The 17,061-nt window shown below is 69.9% G+C and carries 16 protein-coding genes; 14 read left to right on the top strand and 2 right to left on the bottom strand.

From position 1 onward, the window contains the following. Nucleotides 1-51 precede the first annotated feature (51 nt). Nucleotides 52-1,053 carry an AAA family ATPase gene (locus WME96_RS19275; protein ID WP_437291573.1) on the top strand — a complete coding sequence of 334 codons (1,002 nt, stop codon included), beginning with the start codon at nt 52-54 and terminating at the stop codon, nt 1,051-1,053. Here WME96_RS19275 and dnaE read toward each other — a convergent pair. Continuing rightward, a complete protein-coding gene (gene dnaE, locus WME96_RS19280) occupies nt 1,046-4,684 on the bottom strand; it encodes a DNA polymerase III subunit alpha (RefSeq protein ID WP_437291574.1) in 3,639 nt (1,212 codons plus the stop codon). The genes WME96_RS19275 and dnaE overlap by 8 nt on opposite strands. A 243-nt stretch (nt 4,685-4,927) precedes the next feature. On the opposite strand from dnaE, the gene WME96_RS19285 reads away from it, so the two are divergent. The 6 genes from WME96_RS19285 to WME96_RS19310 all read left to right on the top strand — a co-directional run bounded on the left by WME96_RS19285 (nt 4,928) and on the right by WME96_RS19310 (nt 10,218). Beyond that, the gene (locus tag WME96_RS19285; protein WP_437291575.1) at nt 4,928-6,121 is read left to right on the top strand and encodes a hypothetical protein; all 1,194 of its coding nucleotides are present in this window, start codon (nt 4,928-4,930) and stop codon (nt 6,119-6,121) included. Between the two features lie 582 nt (nt 6,122-6,703). Continuing rightward, nucleotides 6,704-7,294, top strand: coding sequence for an OmpA family protein (locus tag WME96_RS19290; RefSeq protein WP_437291576.1), 591 nt, complete (start codon nt 6,704-6,706; stop codon nt 7,292-7,294). A 203-nt stretch (nt 7,295-7,497) separates the two neighbouring features. Next, entirely contained in the window at nt 7,498-7,944 is a 447-nt protein-coding gene (locus tag WME96_RS19295) for a c-type cytochrome (protein ID WP_437291577.1), read from the top strand. 5 nt (nt 7,945-7,949) lie between these two features. Further along, a complete protein-coding gene (locus WME96_RS19300) occupies nt 7,950-8,411 on the top strand; it encodes a hypothetical protein (RefSeq protein WP_437291578.1) in 462 nt (153 codons plus the stop codon). Nucleotides 8,412-8,853: 442 nt separating this feature from the next. Further along, a complete protein-coding gene (locus WME96_RS19305) occupies nt 8,854-9,033 on the top strand; it encodes a hypothetical protein (protein WP_061607000.1) in 180 nt (59 codons plus the stop codon). A gap of 93 nt (nt 9,034-9,126) precedes the next feature. Continuing rightward, on the top strand, nt 9,127-10,218 hold the full coding sequence (locus tag WME96_RS19310) for a TIGR04552 family protein (RefSeq protein ID WP_437291579.1): 1,092 nt from the start codon (nt 9,127-9,129) through the stop codon (nt 10,216-10,218). Between the two features lie 219 nt (nt 10,219-10,437). On the opposite strand, the gene WME96_RS19315 is transcribed toward WME96_RS19310, so the two are convergent. After that, nucleotides 10,438-11,370 (bottom strand): Crp/Fnr family transcriptional regulator, encoded by a 933-nt coding sequence (locus tag WME96_RS19315; protein WP_433936978.1) that lies wholly within the window; start codon nt 11,368-11,370, stop codon nt 10,438-10,440. Between the two features lie 41 nt (nt 11,371-11,411). On the opposite strand from WME96_RS19315, the gene WME96_RS19320 reads away from it, so the two are divergent. From WME96_RS19320 to WME96_RS19350, 7 genes are all read left to right on the top strand, one after another. Further along, nucleotides 11,412-11,924 (top strand): DUF507 family protein, encoded by a 513-nt coding sequence (locus WME96_RS19320; RefSeq protein WP_061619830.1) that lies wholly within the window; start codon nt 11,412-11,414, stop codon nt 11,922-11,924. 210 nt (nt 11,925-12,134) lie between these two features. Further along, nucleotides 12,135-12,452, top strand: a complete 318-nt coding sequence (locus WME96_RS19325) for a hypothetical protein (RefSeq protein ID WP_012236389.1) — start codon at nt 12,135-12,137, stop codon at nt 12,450-12,452. Between the two features lie 23 nt (nt 12,453-12,475). Continuing rightward, nucleotides 12,476-13,522, top strand: coding sequence for an SDR family oxidoreductase (locus tag WME96_RS19330; RefSeq protein WP_437291580.1), 1,047 nt, complete (start codon nt 12,476-12,478; stop codon nt 13,520-13,522). A gap of 25 nt (nt 13,523-13,547) precedes the next feature. Next, nucleotides 13,548-14,417: a YicC/YloC family endoribonuclease gene (locus WME96_RS19335; protein WP_437292332.1), complete on the top strand. Its 870-nt coding sequence runs from the start codon at nt 13,548-13,550 to the stop codon at nt 14,415-14,417. Nucleotides 14,418-14,426: 9 nt separating this feature from the next. Continuing rightward, complete coding sequence (gene gmk / locus WME96_RS19340) at nt 14,427-15,065, top strand: guanylate kinase (RefSeq protein ID WP_061619274.1); 639 nt, start codon at nt 14,427-14,429, stop codon at nt 15,063-15,065. After that, on the top strand, nt 15,062-15,949 hold the full coding sequence (mtnP, locus tag WME96_RS19345) for an S-methyl-5'-thioadenosine phosphorylase (protein WP_437291581.1): 888 nt from the start codon (nt 15,062-15,064) through the stop codon (nt 15,947-15,949). Before gmk ends, mtnP begins: the two co-directional genes overlap by 4 nt. 163 nt (nt 15,950-16,112) lie before the next feature. Next, nucleotides 16,113-17,039 carry a PfkB family carbohydrate kinase gene (locus WME96_RS19350; protein WP_437291582.1) on the top strand — a complete coding sequence of 309 codons (927 nt, stop codon included), beginning with the start codon at nt 16,113-16,115 and terminating at the stop codon, nt 17,037-17,039. The last annotated feature ends 22 nt before the right edge of the window (nt 17,040-17,061 follow it).

Raw genomic sequence — 17,061 nt, forward strand, 5'->3', positions numbered from 1 at the left:
CTGGCGCGCCATGTCATCGGGCTGCCGCGCGCGGCGTGCTACCGTCCTGCCGTGACGCCCCCTCCGGATCACGACGGCGGCGCGCCCGCCGCGCGCGGCGCCCGCGACGACACCCCGGCATCAGCGGACGAGCTCGACGCGCGCCTCGCGGCGGCCCGCTACATCTCCGATCCCGCGACGTCGCTCGCGCTCTGGCTCGCCCTGCGGATGCACCGGCCGCTCCTGCTCGAGGGGCCGGCGGGCGTCGGCAAGACCGACCTCGCCCGCGCCGCGGCCGAGGCGCTCGGCCGCGGGCTCATCCGGCTCCAGTGCTACGAGGGGCTCGACGAGGGGAAGGCGCTGTACGAGTGGGACTACGCGAAGCAGATGCTCTACACGCAGCTCCTGCGCGACGCCGTCGCGAAGGAGATCGCCGGCGCGGCGAGCCTCTCCGAGGCCGCGCGCGCCATCGCGGGGAGCGAGGCGTCGTTCTTCAGCGAGCACTTCCTGATCGCGCGCCCGCTCCTCGCGGCGCTCCGCAGCGCCGCGCCCGTCGTCCTCCTCATCGACGAGGTCGACCGCGCCGATCCGGAGTTCGAGGCGTTCCTGCTCGAGGTGCTCTCCGAGATGCAGGTCACGATCCCCGAGCTCGGCACCGTCCGCGCCGCGCACCCGCCGCTCGTCCTGCTCACGACGAACGCGACCCGCGAGATGACCGAGGCGCTGCGCCGCCGCTGCCTGCACGCGTTCCTGGACTACCCGCCGCCGTCGCGCGAGGTGGCGATCCTGAAGATCGCGCTCCCCGGAATCGAGGCCCGCCTCGCCGCGCAGATCGTGGCGTTCGTCGGCGCCCTGCGGGCCATGGACCTGCGGAAATCCCCGGCCATCAGCGAGACGATCGACTGGGCCCGCGCGCTGCTCCTGCTGGGGAAGCGCGCGATCACCCCGGAGGTCGCCCGCGACACGCTCGGCGTCCTGCTCAAGCACCAGGGCGATCGCGGCGACGCGGAGGCCAGGCTCGGCGCCCTGGCGCGGGCCGCCGAGCAGGCGGGCGCGGGCGAGCCGGCTACCTGAGCTCGGCCACCTTCTCGCCGAACAGCTTCTCGAGCCGCCCGAGCATGGCGTCGTTCGGCTCGACGCGGAGATCGCGCCCCAGCGACAGCACCGCCTCCGCCCCGTCGTCGAGCTGGATCACGAGCTGCACCGGGCACACGCCCGGGCTCGCCCGCAGGAGCGCCCCGAGCCGATCGATGTGCTCGCGCCTGGCGATGCGCGACTTCAGCGTGATCGCCACGCTCCGGGTCTGCGCGAGGATCGCGTCGGACAGCGGCTGCACCTCGTCGAGCAGGAGGGTCGGCTCGCGCGGCGCGGACTCGGCCTCCTCGGCCCCCTCCTCCACCATCGGGAAGCTGACCTTCCCCGAGATCAGGACCGGCTCGCCCCGGTTCAGGAGCTCGCCGAAGGCCTCGATCTGCTTCTCGCGCACCTTGACCTCGACCCGGCCCGCCGTGTCCTCGAGCACGAAGAACGCGATCTTGCCGCCGCCTCCCTTGAAGATGCGCTCGCGGTAGCCCTCGACCATCCCGCCGACGCGCACCCTGGACCACGGGTCCATGCTGGCCAGCGCGCTCACCGCGGTCACGTCGAAGCGGTTCATGTCCACGCCGTACCGATCGAGCGGGTGCCCCGAGACGTAGAACCCGAGCGACTGCTTCTCGCGCGAGAGCGTCTCGCGCAGGTCCCAGTCCTCCGCCATCGGGTAGTCGTCGAGCCGCACCTCGTTCTTGGACGCGACCGCCGCGAACAGGCCGATCTGCGCGCTGTTCCGCTCCTTGCTCGCGCTGCGCGAGCGCTCGAGCGCCCGGTCGATCCCGGCGAACGCGCGCGCCCGTGAGATGCCCCGCGCCTGCAGGCTCGCGTCGAACGCGCCGCACTGCACGAGCGCCTCGAACACCCCCTTGTTGACCCGCCGCGGATCGACGCGCTCGGCGAAGTCGAACAGATCCGCGAACGCGCCGCCCGCCTCCCGCGCCTCGAGGATCGCCTCGAGCGCCGACTCGCCGACGCCGCGGATCGCCCCCATCCCGAAGCGGATCTTCGGATCGTACGGGTCCCTCATCCGCGAGCCGCCGCGCCGCGTGCCGGTCACGCGTTTGCCGTTCGTCCCCGGCTTCGCGCTGTAGACGACGGTGAAGTCCGTCTTGGACTCGTTGATCTCGGGCGGCAGGATCTCGACGCCCCACGCGCGCCCCTCCGCGATGATCCGCACGACCTTCTCGATCTTGTCGCGGTCGGCCGTCATGAGCGCGCACAGGAACTCGACCGGGTAGTGCGCCTTCAGGTAGGCCGTCTGGTACGTGAGCAGCGCGTACGCGGCCGAGTGGCTCTTGTTGAAGCCGTACCCCGCGAAGTACTCGAGGAGCCCGAAGATGCGCTCGGCGTCCTCCGCCTTCACGCCGTTCTTCAGCGAGCCGTCGACGAACGTCGCCTTCTGCTTCGCCATCTCCTCGGGCTTCTTCTTGCCCATGGCGCGCCGGAGCAGGTCGGCGCCGCCGAGCGTGTAGCCCGCGAGCTTCTGCGCGATCTGCATGACCTGCTCCTGGTAGACGATAACGCCGTACGTCGGCTTGAGGAGCTCGTCGACGAGCGGGTGCATCTTCTCGATCGGCTTGCGGCCGTGCTTGCAGTCGACGAAGTCCTTCACCATGCCGGTGCCGAGCGGCCCGGGCCGGTAGAGCGCCACGGCGGCGACGATGTCCTCGAAGGCGTCCGGCTTGAGGTCCTTGAAGAGCTGCTGCATGCCGCTCGACTCGAGCTGGAACACGCCGGTGGTCTCGCCCGACTGGAGGAGCGCGTACGTGGCGCCGTCGTCGAGCGGCACGGTGTTCACGTCGAACCGCGCGCCCTCCTTCCCGGCGCGGTCCGGCCGCGCGTTCACGAGCCGCACCGCGATGTCGATGACGGTGAGCGTCTTCAGCCCGAGGAAGTCGAACTTGACGAGGCCGGCCAGCTCGGCGTCGTCCTTGTAGTACTGCGTGACGAGCTGCTCGCCGTTCTTGAAGCACGGGACGTGATCCCAGAGCGGCCCCTCGCTGATCACGACGCCGGCGGCGTGCATGCCGGCGTGCCGCGTCAGGCCCTCGAGCTTCTGCGCCTGCTTCAGGAGCTCCGCGACCGTGGGGTCGCTCTCCTTGAGCGCCTTGAGCTTCGGCTCGATCTCGAGCGCCTCGGGGATCGTGTACATGATCCCCGGGCTCTTCTGCGGGATGAGGCTCGCGATCTTCTGCGCCTCGTTCGCGGGGAACGCCATCGCCCGGGCGACGTCCTTGATCACGCTCCGCGCCTTGAGCTCGTGGAACGTCGCGATCTGCCCGACGGACGGCTTGTCCGCCTCCTTGCTGTACTTCTTCGTGACGTACGAGATGACCTCGTCGCGCCGGTCCATGCAGAAGTCGACGTCGAAGTCGGGCATGCTGACGCGCTCCGGGTTCAGGAAGCGCTCGAACAGCAGGTTGTAAGGGAGCGGATCGAGATCGGTGATCTCCATCGCGTAGGCCACGAGCGAGCCCGCGCCCGATCCGCGGCCCGGCCCGACCGGGATGCCGTGGTCCTTGGCGTATTTGATGAAGTCCCAGACGATGAGGAAGTAGCCCGGGAAGTCCATCTGCACGATGACGTTCAGCTCGACGTCGAGCCGCGCCCGGTAGACCGCCTCATCCACCTTCCGGCCGGTCCGCGCGATCTGGGCGAGCCGCTTCGTGAGCCCCTCGTGCGCCACGTGCCGGAAGTACGACCCGGTGTCGGCGAACCCGCTCGGCAGCGGGAACGTCGGCAGCATCGGCTTGCCGAGCTTCAGCTTGAGCGCCGAGCATCGCTCGGCGATCTCGAGCGTCGACCGGACCGCCTCCGGAAAGTCGCGGAAGAGGTGCGTCATCTCGTCCGCGGGCTTGAGGAACATCTCGAAGCTGCCGTGGTGCGCCTCGCTCGCCTCTGCGAACGTCCGGTTGGCCGCGATGCAGGACAGGTAGAGCTGCCCCTCGCCGTCCTCGCGCGCGCCGAAGTGCGCGTCGTTCGTCGCGACCAGCGGCAAGCCCAGGTCCCCCGCCGCGCGCGCCAGGATCCCGTTGAGCACCGACTGCTCGACCAGCCCGTGGTCCTGCAGCTCGACATACAGGTTGCCCGGCGCGAAGCAGTCCCTGAGCCGGCTGAGCGCCTCGCGCCCCTCCTCCTCGCCCTGCTCGAGGATCCGCTGGGCGACCACGCCGCCCATGCACCCGGTCAGGCCGATGAGCCCCGCGCTGTGCTGCGCGACCATGTCGAGCCGCACGCTCGGCGCGAGCCCGCTCGCGGGATCGACGTGCCCCTGCGAGACGATGCGGACGAGGTTCTTGTAGCCCTCCTCGGACGTCGCGAGCAGCACGAGGTGATCGACCGGCGTCTCGTCCACGCCCGAGCGCGACACCTGCCCCGCGGACGCGCCCCAGCTCCGCGCGACGTTCACCTCGCAGCCGATGATCGCGCCGATGCCCTGGTCCTTGCAGGCCTTGTAATGCTGAATCGCCCCGAACATGTTCCCATGGTCGGTCAGGGCGACCGCCCGCATTCCCAGCGACTTGGCGCGCGCGGCCAGGTCCTTGATGCGCAGCGCGCCGTCGAGGAGCGAGTACTGCGAATGCACGTGGAGGTGGATGAACTCAGCGGTCACAGCAGGCTTCCAGGTGGCTTCTCATGGCGGGGTGAATCGGGAAAGACCGGGAATCAGGGAGCACGGAAGACGGAATTGACAGGCATCTGGACGACCGACCAGCGCTTGCTTTCGCCCTCACATATAGCGCATTGCGCAGCGGGGATCGTCCTTGATGAGGCGCGCAGGCCGGCGCTAGCATGTGCGCGCACTTGAGAGCACTTGCCTGATCCGGGGTGGGGTTTCCAGAAAGTGAGGTCGATGATGCGTCATTCCCGTATCGCCGTCGCGGTTTATCTCGCGACGGCGCTCCTGTCTGTTGCCGGGTGCGGCTCCGATCCTGCGGATCCTGCGGAAGACCCCGTCGTCGCCCCCGGTCAGCCTCCTCCGCCTGGACCGGCGCAGCCCGGCGACGGCGAGGGCGTCGCGTTCGGCATCGACCGGCTCTTCCTCGGTGACACCGATCGCGACGGGAAGAAGATGGCCGGGAGCTGGAAGCAGTACGGCTTCAACCTCGACGGCAAGGTGTCCAGCACCGTATCGCAGGACCTGTGCAAGCCGGTCGACGGCACCCCCCCCTCCGAGGTGTATCCGGACGGTGTCAACGGCATCGACAACTCCTTCGGAAACAAGCTCGTCAGCCTCATCGCCAACTTCCTGACGGACCCGTCGACCCGGGTCACCGACGCGATCGCCAACGGGGATTTCACGGTGATCTTCAAGCTCGACGGCCTCGGCGACCAGCCGTCGTACAACCCGCTCACCGCGAAGCTCTACGGCGGCGCCACGCTCGGCGCGGCGCCCGTGTGGAACGGGAGCGACAAATGGCCCGTCGTCCCGGAGCTGCTCGAGGACGCGCAGGACATCGAGAGCGCCAAGGTCGTGTTCCCGGCCAGCTACGTCGTCGACAACACGTGGGTGTCGGGCCCGGAGTCCCAGGTCAGCTTCAAGCTGAACCTGACCTTCTCGGGCACCACGATCGGCCTCACGATCCGCAACGTGCGGATCGCGATGGATCTCGCGCCCGATCACAAGTCGGTGGTCAAAGGCACGATCGCGGGCGTGCTCGAGACGGCCGTCCTCGCCGAGGAGCTGCGCAGCGTGATCGGCGCAGTCCAGCCGGGCGTCTGCGAGGGCTCGGGGATCGAGACGATCCTCGACCAGGTCCGCCGCGCGTCGGACATCATGAAGGATGGCAGCCAGGATCCGAGCCAGGAGTGCGATGCCATCTCCATCGGCATCGGGTTCACGGCAAAGCAGGTCCAGCTCGGCGAGATCGCGCCCCCTGCCACGACGACGGGCGTGCCGTGTGGGGAAGGCGGCGATGGCGGGGGCGGCGGCGGCGCGGGCGGCGACGGCGCGGGCGGTGAGGCCGCAGGCGGCGGCGGCGCAGGCGGCGCGGGCGGTGAGGCCGCAGGCGGCGGCGGCGCGGGCGGCGCGGGCGGAAGCGCCGGCTGAGCACGGCGCGCTCTCGAGCCCTCTCTGCGGCTCGATGATCCGGAGCCCTCGCCCAGGGCTCCGAGGGCCCATCCCTCTGGGGCGCCCCCCGGGTGCCCTCCCTCATCCTACCAACCCGCCTGTTGCGCGCGAGCGGCTCACGCTGCTCGGTCCGCTTGCGTCCTTCGCGCCGCTCGCGCCGCTCGCGCCGTTTGCGACGTTCACGTTCGTTCACGCGATTCACGAAGATCGTGCTCGCCGATGAGCCATCGCGCGCCCTGCGAGCGTCTCTAGGAACGACCCCGCCCGTCCAGGGTACGCGCGCAGCGAGAGCGGCCTCGGCCGCGTCTTTTGTCGGTCCGTCCGCTTGCGCGGGTCCACGGCGGCGACCTCTTCCCGGTTTCGTTCGTCCTGACTTTTCGCTAGAAGGCGGCGTCGCTTCGATGCGTCCACCACGCAAATGCCCGACGGCGGTGAAGATTCATGGCGAGCTGCCGTCCAAGCGCGTCAGCCCGGCGGGTTGCCGACGCGAGCCCTGGCTCGTGCCCTCAGAGGAGAACAACGTCCATGCGTAGATACGTCGCTTCCGTTCTGTGCGCCGTGATGATGGTTGGCACTGCCGCCGTGACGGCGGGTTGCACGGCCAGCGCCTCGTTCAACGCCGGCAGCAAGGAGCCGGCCCCGCCTCCGCCCCCGCCCAAGGAGGAGCCGAAGCCCGAGCCGCCGAAGGAGGAGAAGAAGCCCCGCCCGCGCTTCAAGATGACCTTCAAGCTGAAGGGCAACCAGGTCGAGCTGCCCGGGCCGGTCGTCTTCGAGACGAACAGCGACAAGCTCCTGCCTGAGAGCGACGAGGTCCTCAACATCGTCGACGACTTCCTGAAGCAGCGGAAGGACGTCAGCCTGCTCCGCATCGAGGGCCACACCGACTCGGACGGCGACGACGCGCTGAACCAGACCCTGTCGGAGAAGCGCGCGATGTCGGTCGCCCGCTGGCTCGTCGCGAAGGGCCACGACTGCAAGCGCTTCATCGCCGTCGGCTTCGGCGAGTCCAAGCCGGTCGCCGACAACAACACGCCCGACGGCAAGGCCCAGAACCGCCGCACCGGGTTCTTCATCGCGGCCGTCGAGGGCAAGGCGGTCGACAAGCAGCCGGTGGACGGCGGCGGCAAGGTCGCCGGCGATCCCTGCAAGTGACGCGCTCCGCCGGGCGCGCATCGGACGGCGCGCGTGCGCTCGGCGCGCGCACGCCGCCCAAGCCCGCGCGCTCGGCGCGCTGACAGCGGATAGACCCCGCCGGCGCGCAGCGCCTTTTCCTGGCGCGCCGGCGGCCGGTTCCGTCCCCTCGTCCTTCTTTCTTGCCTCCCCCACCATCTTCACTATCCGTAGTCCTCCACGACATGCGGAGACGCCACGACATGCCCCTCGGTCGCCTCCTTGGCGCCGCCGTCCTCTTCGTCGGCCTCCTCGGTTGCGATCCCGGGCCGGGCGACGTCCGCGAATGGACGCCGGCCGATCACGATCCGCCGAGCCCCAACGAGAACCAGGGCGGCAAGGTCGCCGCTCGGCCCGTCGCCTCGAACGAGACCGATCCGGGGCTCATCGAGCTCGCCTGGCAGCGGAACTGCTCGAGCTGTCACGGGAGGGCCGGCCGCGGCGACGGACCGCAGGGGCCGATGGTCCGCGCCCCCGACCTGACCGACGCGGCGTGGCAGGAGCGGGTGACCGACGCGCAGGTGGCGGAGACGATCAGGAAGGGCAAGAACAAGATGCCCGCCTTCGATCTGCCGCAGCAGGTCATCGACGGCCTGGTGAAGCGGATCCGCACGAACCGCGCCGCCCGCTGAAGCCCATGAGCTCGCCTCCCCGGGCACGACTCGACCCCGATCCGGACGAAGCGCCGGTCCCTGACCAAGCCCCGGTCGAGCCGGCCCCGCGGCCCGCCTGGATGAAGCGCCTCGCCCCCGCGATCCTCGTCGCGGGCGCGCTGCTCGCGGGGAGCGTCCTCTTCAAGGGGCTTCCCGAGGAGCGGGAGATCGAGCTGCGCCTCGACGACGCATCGACCGTCGTGCAGCTCGACGTGACCTGGACGGACCGGTCTTCTGCGGACGGCGCGATCGATGTCGCGCCGGTCCATGGCAGCTCGTGGCGCTTCGCCCAGGGGACGGCGCCGCGGGCCGTCCTCACGAAGGTGCGGCTCCCGGACGGCGTCTATCAGCTGGAGATCGCCGTGGGCAGGACGCGCGGGCGCGACGTCACGAGCCGGGCGGTGACGCTCGGCGACGCGTCCCGGATCACCTTCCCCGTACGCTGAACGGCTCTCCGCCCGAGCTGGACGGATGCCACTGCACAACCGTGGTCGGCCGGCGCACGAGACCGTTGACTCCCGGAAACTGACAAGCCAGGCAGGGCCGTGAGTTGGAGGCGTGTCCCTCAGGCACCACCTCGCGTCCGGCGGGCCGCGCCCCACCCCTGAAGAAACAGCTCCGACTTCGATAACAAGCCATCGTTTTCATTGAGCTTTTCTTGTGGCCACTGCCGGCAGTTCGAGTGGGAATGGAAAGTGAGAACGAATTCCCTTGATGCGTTCCCCCCGAAGCCGCTACTTCTTGGCCCGCAAAAGCAGGGCGTGGCACCTTATCCTACAACGACTTACACGCTCTGTCCGGGACGACCGTGATGCATCGTGGTGCCCCCCCCGGAGGGAGCGACCATGCGGCTCGACCAGTGCCGCTGGAGGCGGAGAAGGAGAACCGATGAGGATCACCCCGTGGTATCTGGCTGCGCTCGCCCCGTTTGCTGCCATTGGTTGCAGTGGCGCCTACCTCGGCCACGCTACCGTCGTCGCGTTGACGATCGGCATCTTCCTCGGCACTCTGTCGCTCGGTCGCACCCCGAGCTCTCGCCCTGCCCCGCCGAACGCCCCTGTCTCCTGACTTTCTCTCCCAGCGGTCGCCTGCTGCGCGTCGACGCGACGGTCTCTCGGGCTGCCGGCGACCCTGGCGCTACCGCTCGGGGAGCGTGAGGTCATGACGCACGACGCTTCCGTCGGCCGACTCAAGCGGCTCGAAGAGTTCACGCTCATGGACCTCGAGTCCGTGCACCTCATCCTGCGCGGCGAGTCCGTCATCGACTGGCGGAGGCTCAACCTCGAGAGCGAGCAGGCCGCGCGCGAGCTCCTCCTCGCGCAGGAGTTCCGGCCGGACGAGCCGGGGGATCGCGCCCACCTCGAGAGCGTCAAGAACGAGGCGGTCGCGTACCTGCGCCGCCACTTCGAGTTCCCGATCCCGAGCCCGGTCGCGCGCGCGTCGGTCGAGGAGATCCTGATGCTCGCCTCGGGCAAGGGCCACCGTCAGCTCTGCGCCTGCACGATCCTCAAGGCGATGCACATCATCCATCACCTGGCCGGGCGCGAGCTCCTCTTCTCGATCCCGATGTCGGACCAGGACGTCTTCCACCTCGTCGAGGAGAAGGTCTACCGGGTGATCGGCGGCATGCTCGCGGCGGGCTTCCCGATCACCGAGTTCATCGGCGGGCGGAAGAACAAGGACTCGCTCTACACGAAGCTGCTCTCGAAGACCGACACGACCGCGGCGGCCATCTACGACAAGCTCCGTTTCCGCATCGTCTGCCGCACCGTGGACGATCTGCTCCCCGTGCTCCTGTACCTCTCGGAGCGCCTGTTCCCGTTCAACTACGTCGTGCCCGGCGAGAGCACCAACACGATCCTGCGGTTCCGGAGCTACTGCGAGACGCGCCCCTTCCTCCTGCCGATGCTCGAGGCGCTGCAGACCGACGTCGACGACGGGCTGACGGCCGGCGACAACAGCTTCAGCGATCGGAGCTACCGCGTGATCCACTTCGTCGTGGATCTGCCGGTGCGCCTCCCCGCCGAGATCCTCGACATGGCGCCGCCCGCGGCCTGGGCGCTCGGGCCGATCATCTTCGTGCTCTGCGAGTTCCAGCTCATCGACCGCGAGACCGAGGCGGCGAACGAGGTCGGCGATGCGAGCCACGCCCGCTACAAGGAGCGGCAGAAGCACGCCGTGATGCGTCGGCTCAAGCTCGGCGTGCGCTCCACGCGCGACCCGGTGAGCGGCGGACCGAAGCGCGATCGCTAGGCGCCAGGGGCCGTGCGCGACGGAATCCCCCAGAGCTCCCGCAGGAGCTGTGGGGTGGGTCCGTGGTCGAAGCAGCGCTTGGAGCAGGGAGGCGGAGCCGCTGCGACGCCGGGAGCAGTCGAGCGGTCGGAGCGGAGCCGCGGAGCGAGCCGCCTGGGCGGCGGCGGGCGGCGCGTCGACGGGGCGTGTCCCCTCAACGACGCCGCCGGGCGAGCGAGCTCAGATGCGGGCCTTCAGCGCGTCGCGATCGAGGACGACGATCCGACGGCGGTCGATCTCGATCACCCCCTTGCGGCGGAGGTCGCCGAGGGTGAGCGTGACGGTCTCGCGCGTGGAGCCGATCATGCTCGCCATCTCCTGATGGGTGAACGGCGCGGAGATGAGGACCCCGCGCGGATCGGGGATGCCCCAGCGCGTCGCTGCCTTGAGCAGGAACTCACAGAGGCGGGCCTCCACGTTGCGGAAGAGCATCGAGGCAAGGCGCTCCTCGGTGTCGGTATGGCGCTCGACCAGCGTGGTCACGATCGCGGCGGCGAAGTTGGCGTCGCTCGCCATCAGGTTCCGCACCGTCGCCAGCGGGACGATGAGCGCCTCGACGTCCTCCGTGGCGATCGCGCTCTCCCGGTGCGCGGTGACGCCGCCGAGCGCCGCCTCGCCGAGCACGTCGCCGGCCCCTCTGTACCCGAGCGACAGGCTGCGCCCGTCGCTCATCCCTCGCACCAGCCGGACGCGGCCGAGGCTGAGCATCGCGAGGGCGGTCGCGGCGTCGCCCTGCGTCACCAGGTGACGCCCCTTCGCGACGCGCTGGATGGTCCCCCCGTCGGCCAGCGCCGCCTGCGTGGCCGGGGATGCCGCGTTGCCGATCGCGCCACGCCGGACAACCCGACGTTTGCGCGAATCCAGGTCGAGTCCACCGTCGTTTCCGAGCGCGCCAGGCTGAACCCTGACGCTCCGTGCCATCGCATCCTTACCCATCATCATCGCGGCTGCTCCTGCGGTTTGCGGTGTCGCGGTCCTGCTGTTTCCGGGAGGCCCCACCGGCCGGGCGGCTCCGACTTTCACCGGAACCCTCCTACTTGCGTTGACATCCCCGAGACGCGGCCCGTACCTTTCGGTTTGAGCCGGGCACGCCCCGTGAATGAACCCCTGCACGGGGGAGCCAGTTCGACCGCTCCTCCAGCTACGGACGTTGGATGCGCCTCTTTAGCGGCAAAATTACTCCTCTCACAGAAGAAATCGTCCGCGCGCTCGTGGACAACCGCGATATCGAGTGCACGTCGAAGAAAGAGGTCGCGCTCGACATCGAGTCGGTGTTCACGAGCTACCTGAACGCCGACCGTGAAGCGACCGAGCGGGCCAAAGAGATCCTCCAGGCGCGCGGGCTCCCCCAGGGCGAGTTCAACCGGGTCAAGCGCCTGGCCGCGGAGCAGAAGGGGATCAAGACAGGCGAGGAAACGATGGATTATCTCCTCGACCAGCTGCTCGAGATGCTCATGCACTCGAACAACGTCGAGGAGGTCTTCGTCGAGGACCACGACCTGCGGCGCCGGATACGGCCTGTCCTCCGGAAGTACCTCGAGATGGACGAGGCGCTCGACACCGAGGTGCGCGGCAAGCTCCGCCATGTACAGGAAGGCTCCCGCACCTGGGAGATCGAGTACCAGCGGGTCATGGGCGAGATCCAGCGGCGCAAGGGGCTCGTGTAGACCCCTCCGCGCCGGGCGGACGAGCTCCTGCGACGCGAGCTAGCGAGCGATCGCGGCCCTCACCCCTCGAGCAGCCGCCCGAACGGCTCGCGTCGAGGCAGATCGTTCCTGGGGAGCTTCGGTGGGACAAGGACGCACTGCCCCCGACTGGACCCACCATGGAACGTTCTGCCTGCCGGATCGGGCCTCGTCGTGGTACCGGAGGACATCATGAGCTGGATTCCGAAGGTCGAGGCGAAGCGGCACTTCTGTCATAAATGCAAGAACGAGCTCATCTTCGAGGTGAAGCTCCAGCGCGCGGACACCTGCCCGCACTGCGGCGTCGACCTCCACTGCTGCAGGAACTGCGAGAACTGGGACCCGGCCGCGCACAACCAGTGCAAGGAGCACATCGCCGAGTACATCCCGGACCGGGAAAGGGCGAACTATTGTACTTTCTTCACGTTCAAGAACGGCGTACCGGAGGATAACTCGAAGCGCATCGCCGACTCGCGCAGCAAGCTCGACAACCTTTTCAAGAAGAAGTAGGCGCCCGCTAGGGGAGCACGCACATGTCCACGCCTCGCTACTTGGTCACCGGCGGTGCCGGTTTCATCGGAAGCAACCTCGTCGTGGCGCTGACCGCCGCAGGGGAGCGGGTCCGCGTCCTCGATAACCTGGCGACGGGCCGATGGGAGAACCTCGACGGGCTCCCGCACCAGTCGCTGATCGAGCGGATCACCGGGGACATCCGGGACGCCGCGGCGGTCGCGGACGCGGCGAAGGGCGTCGAGGTCGTTCTCCACCAGGCCGCGCTCGGCTCGGTCCCGCGCAGCGTCGAGACGCCGGTCGAGTCGAACGCCGTCAACGTGGGCGGCACGGTCACGGTGCTCGACGTGGCGCGGCGGCAGGGCGTGCGCCGCGTGATCTTCGCCGCGTCGTCGAGCGCGTACGGCGAGACGCCGGTGCTCCCGAAGCACGAGGCGATGGAGCCGATGCCGCTGTCGCCGTACGCGGTCACGAAGCTCGCCTGCGAGCATTACATGAAGGTCTTCGCGGGCATCTACGGCATCGAGACGCTGAGCCTGCGTTACTTCAACGTCTTCGGGCCGAACCAGACGCCGGACGGCGCCTACGCCGCCGCGATCCCGCGGTTCGTCGACGCCGCCCTCCAGAACCGGCCGATCCCGATCTACGGCGACGGCGAGCAGACGCGCGACTTCTGCTTCATCGAGAACACCGTCTCCGCGAACCTGCTCGCCGCGACGTCGCCGAAGAAGTTCAAGGGCGAGATCATCAACATCGCCGGCGGGCGCAGGATCGGGCTGAACGAGCTCTGCAAGGAGATCTCGCGGGTGCTCGGGCGGGACGTGGCGGTCGAGCACCTCCCGCCGCGCGCGGGCGACATCCGCCACTCGCTCGCCGACATCTCGCGCGCGGGCGAGCTCATCGGGTATGCGCCGCGCGTGCGGTGGGAGGACGGCATCGCGCCGACCGTCACGTACCTGAGGACGCTGCGCGAGAAGGGCCCCGCCGCCGCGTCGGCGACGGTCACGTGCGGCAACGTTCCGCTGCCCAAGGCCCAGGCGGCCGCGGACACCGGGCACCAGGCGAGCTAGGTAGACGGAGCGGCTCGTGCGGAGCATGACCGGCTTTGGGCTCGGTGACGCTTCGCTCACCGAAGGACGCGTCGTCGCCGAGATCCGCTCGGTGAACCAGCGCTTCCTCGACGTGCGCGCGCGGCTCCCGCGCGAGCTCGTCGACCTGACGATGTTCGCCGAGCAGGTGGCGCGGGAGCGCCTGCGTCGGGGGCGCATCGAGATCATCGTGCGCACCGAGGGCGCGGTGCTGGCCCCGAGCACGCTCGACAAATCGAAGGCGCGCGCGGCGTTCCGCGCGCTCGCCGAGCTGCGCGACGAGCTCGCGCCGGGCGCGGACGTGCCGCTGTCGCTGCTCTGCGCCGTGCCGGACCTCTTCGCGCCCGCCGGGGGCCACGAGATCGCGACCGTCCGCGGCGCGCTCAAGCTCGCGATCGAGCGGGCGATCGACGCGATGGAGGGCATGTGCCACCGCGAGGGCGAGGCGCTCGCGTGCGACATGCGCGGGCGCGTGGACACGCTGCGCGCGCTCGCCGCCGAGGTCGTGGCGCGCGCGGACGACGCGCGCGAGGCGCTCCGGCGGCGGCTGCGCGAGCGCGTCGAGCGCCTGCTCCACGGCGTCGACGCCGGCTTCGAGGCGCCGCGCATCGAGGCCGAGGTGATGCTGCTCGCGGAGCGCAGCGACATCACCGAGGAGATCACCCGCCTGCGGAGCCACCTCGACCAGTTCGGCGGCGCGCTCGCGGCGCCGGGCGGCGACCCCTGCGGAAGGAGGCTCGACTTCCTGCTTCAGGAGATGGTACGCGAGGCGAACACACTGGGCTCCAAGGCGCAGGACGCCGCCATCTCCCATCACGTCGTGGCGATGAAGGTGGAGCTCGAGCGCCTGCGGGAGCAGGTCCAGAACATCGAGTGACAGGAGAGCATGTCGACCGAAGCACCCAGTGACGACTTCCTCCTCCTCATCGTGTCGTCCCCGTCCGGCGCGGGGAAGACGACGCTCTGCGGGAGGCTGCGCAGCGAGTTCCCCGACCTGCGCTTCTCGGTCTCCCACACGACGCGGCGCCCGCGCCCGAACGAGGTCGACGGCCGCGAGTACCACTTCGTCGACCCGAGCACGTTCGAGCAGATGATCCGCATCGGGGCGTTCGCCGAGTGGGCCCGGGTGCACGATCACCTCTACGGCACGAGCCTGAAGGAGATCGAGATCGCGCGCGCCACCGCGCGCGGCGTCCTGTTCGACATCGACCACCAGGGCGCGCGGCAGATCAAGGCGAGCCTCCCCGAGGCGATCGCCGTGTTCATCCTGCCCCCGTCGCTCGCCGAGCTCGAGCGTCGCCTGCGCGGGCGCGGCACCGAGGACGAGCCCACGACGCTCAGGCGCCTCCGCAATGCGAAGGGGGAGATAGAGCACTACGGCTTCTTCGACTACGTGATCGTGAACGACGAGATCAACCGCGCCTACGAGCAGCTCCGGTCGCTCGTCTTCGCCGAGCGGTGCCGCCGGCAGCGGCGCGCAATGCTCTGCGAACGGCTGCTCGCGGAGCGGAGGTTCGAGCGATGAGCACCAGCGCGAGGCACGACGTGCTCGCCGTCATCGGCGGCAGCGGGCTCTATGAGATGGGGTGGCTGGAGGACGTCGAGGAGGTCTCGGTGTCCACGCCCTTCGGGCTGCCGAGCGACGTGGTGCTCCGCGGCCAGGTCAAGGGCGGCGACGCGACCGTGCTGTTCCTGCCGCGCCACGGGCGCGGGCACCGATTCTCGCCGTCGAACATCAACTACCGCGCGAACATCTGCGCGCTGAAGATGCTCGGCGCCACGCACGTGCTCAGCGTGAGCGCCGTGGGCTCGCTGCGCGAGGAGATCGAGCCGGGCGACCTCGTCGTGGTGGACCAGTTCATCGATTTCACGAAGCGCCGGACCTCGACGTTCTTCGACGATGGCCTGGTCGCTCACGTGCCGTTCGCCGATCCGGTGTGCCCGATCATGGCGGCCGCCGTCCACGATGCGGCGCGCGCCACCGAGGCGCGCGTCCACCGCGGCGGCACCTACGTGTGCATCGAGGGCCCGCAGTTCTCGACGCGGGCCGAGAGCCACATGTTCCGGTCGTTCGGCGCGCACGTCATCGGAATGACCAACCTGCCCGAGGCGAAGCTCGCGCGCGAGGCCGAGCTCCCCTACGCCACGCTCGCGCTCACGACCGACTTCGACTGCTGGCACGTATCGGAGGAGGCCGTGAGCGTCGAGGCGGTCATCACCGTGCTCAACCGCAACATCGTGCACGCGCGGAACGTCGCGAAGGCCCTCGCCCACGACCTCCCCGACGTGTCGCAGAGCCCCGCCCGCCACGCGCTGCAGAAATCCATCATGACCTCGGCCGGCGCGACGTCTCCCGACGCCCAGGCGCGGCTCGAGTGGCTCATCGGGCCTCGACAGAAGGCCGACTGAGCGCGGCCGGCGGCTGCGCCGGGGCCGCGCCCGCCCCCCAGGCGGCGCGGCGGGCGGCCTCGGTCGTCGCGGGCCGCAGCGCGGGCGGCGTCGCTGCGGCGCGGGCGGCGTCTCCGCAACGAGCGGCTAGCGGCTGCGCGCAAACCTGGTTAAGAGGCCCCCTGTGACGACCCCCTCCGCGATTCTCATCATCGGCTCGATGGCGTTCGATGACCTCGAGCTCCCCTCCGGCAACGCCAGGAACGTCGTGGGTGGCTCGGCCACCTACGCGTCGTTCGCCGCCTCCTGCTTTGCGCCGGTGCGCACGGTCGCCGTGGTCGGCGACGACTTCCCCGAGGAGACGCTCGCGGCGATGCGCGGCCGAGGCATCGCCGTCGAGGGCGTCGAGCGCGTCCCGGGCAAGACCTTCCGCTGGGCCGGGCGCTACGACGTGGATCTCATCCACCGCACGACGCTGGACACGCAGCTCAACGTGTTCGCGTCGTTCGCGCCGAAGCTGCCGGAGGCGTACCGCGACTCGCCCTTCGTCCTGCTCGGCAACATCCACCCCGCGCTCCAGCTCGACGTCCTCGAGCAGGTCCGCTCGCCGCGCTTCGTCCTCGCCGACACCATGAACTTCTGGATCGACGGTGAGCCGAAGGCGGTCGCGGCGATGCTGCGCCGCATCGACACGCTCGTGGTGAACGACGAGGAAGCGCGCTTGCTCTCGGGCAAGTACAACATCCGCCGCGCCGCGAAGGAGATCCTGTCCCGCGGCCCGCGCCGGCTGATCATCAAGCGAGGCGAGCACGGCGCGCTGCTCTTCGACGAGGACGGCGTGTTCGCGGCGCCGGGCTTCCCGCTCGAGGACGTCATCGATCCCACGGGCGCCGGCGACGCCTTCGCCGGCGGGCTCATCGGTTACCTCGCGTGCCAGCCGGAGATCACGCCCCTCGCGCTCCGGCGCGGCATGCTCCATGCGACCGCGACCGCCTCCTTCTGCGTCGAGGCGGTGGGAACGCAGCGGATCGCCACGGTGAGCCGGGCCGACATCACGGCGCGCCTGAGCGAGATCCGGGCGCTCTACGAGTTCGGCGCGAGCACGATGTGAAGCCCGCCGGGGGTGGGCGGCC

It is taken from the genome of Sorangium sp. So ce406 (assembly GCF_051474675.1).
In the GTDB taxonomy this organism is placed as follows: domain Bacteria; phylum Myxococcota_A; class Polyangia; order Polyangiales; family Polyangiaceae; genus Sorangium; species Sorangium cellulosum_G.

Excerpts from the sequence above, each read along its gene's own strand:
- WME96_RS19285 (WP_437291575.1), top strand. The coding sequence starts at position 4,928 with ATGCGTCATTCCCGTATCGCCGTCGCGGTTTATCTCGCGACGGCGCTC.
- WME96_RS19290 (WP_437291576.1), top strand. The coding sequence starts at position 6,704 with ATGATGGTTGGCACTGCCGCCGTGACGGCGGGTTGCACGGCCAGCGCC.
- WME96_RS19295 (WP_437291577.1), top strand. The coding sequence starts at position 7,498 with ATGCGGAGACGCCACGACATGCCCCTCGGTCGCCTCCTTGGCGCCGCC.
- WME96_RS19300 (WP_437291578.1), top strand. The coding sequence starts at position 7,950 with ATGAGCTCGCCTCCCCGGGCACGACTCGACCCCGATCCGGACGAAGCG.
- WME96_RS19305 (WP_061607000.1), top strand. The coding sequence starts at position 8,854 with ATGAGGATCACCCCGTGGTATCTGGCTGCGCTCGCCCCGTTTGCTGCC.
- WME96_RS19310 (WP_437291579.1), top strand. The coding sequence starts at position 9,127 with ATGACGCACGACGCTTCCGTCGGCCGACTCAAGCGGCTCGAAGAGTTC.
- WME96_RS19320 (WP_061619830.1), top strand. The coding sequence starts at position 11,412 with ATGCGCCTCTTTAGCGGCAAAATTACTCCTCTCACAGAAGAAATCGTC.
- WME96_RS19325 (WP_012236389.1), top strand. The coding sequence starts at position 12,135 with ATGAGCTGGATTCCGAAGGTCGAGGCGAAGCGGCACTTCTGTCATAAA.
- WME96_RS19330 (WP_437291580.1), top strand. The coding sequence starts at position 12,476 with ATGTCCACGCCTCGCTACTTGGTCACCGGCGGTGCCGGTTTCATCGGA.
- WME96_RS19335 (WP_437292332.1), top strand. The coding sequence starts at position 13,548 with ATGACCGGCTTTGGGCTCGGTGACGCTTCGCTCACCGAAGGACGCGTC.
- gmk (WP_061619274.1), top strand. The coding sequence starts at position 14,427 with ATGTCGACCGAAGCACCCAGTGACGACTTCCTCCTCCTCATCGTGTCG.
- mtnP (WP_437291581.1), top strand. The coding sequence starts at position 15,062 with ATGAGCACCAGCGCGAGGCACGACGTGCTCGCCGTCATCGGCGGCAGC.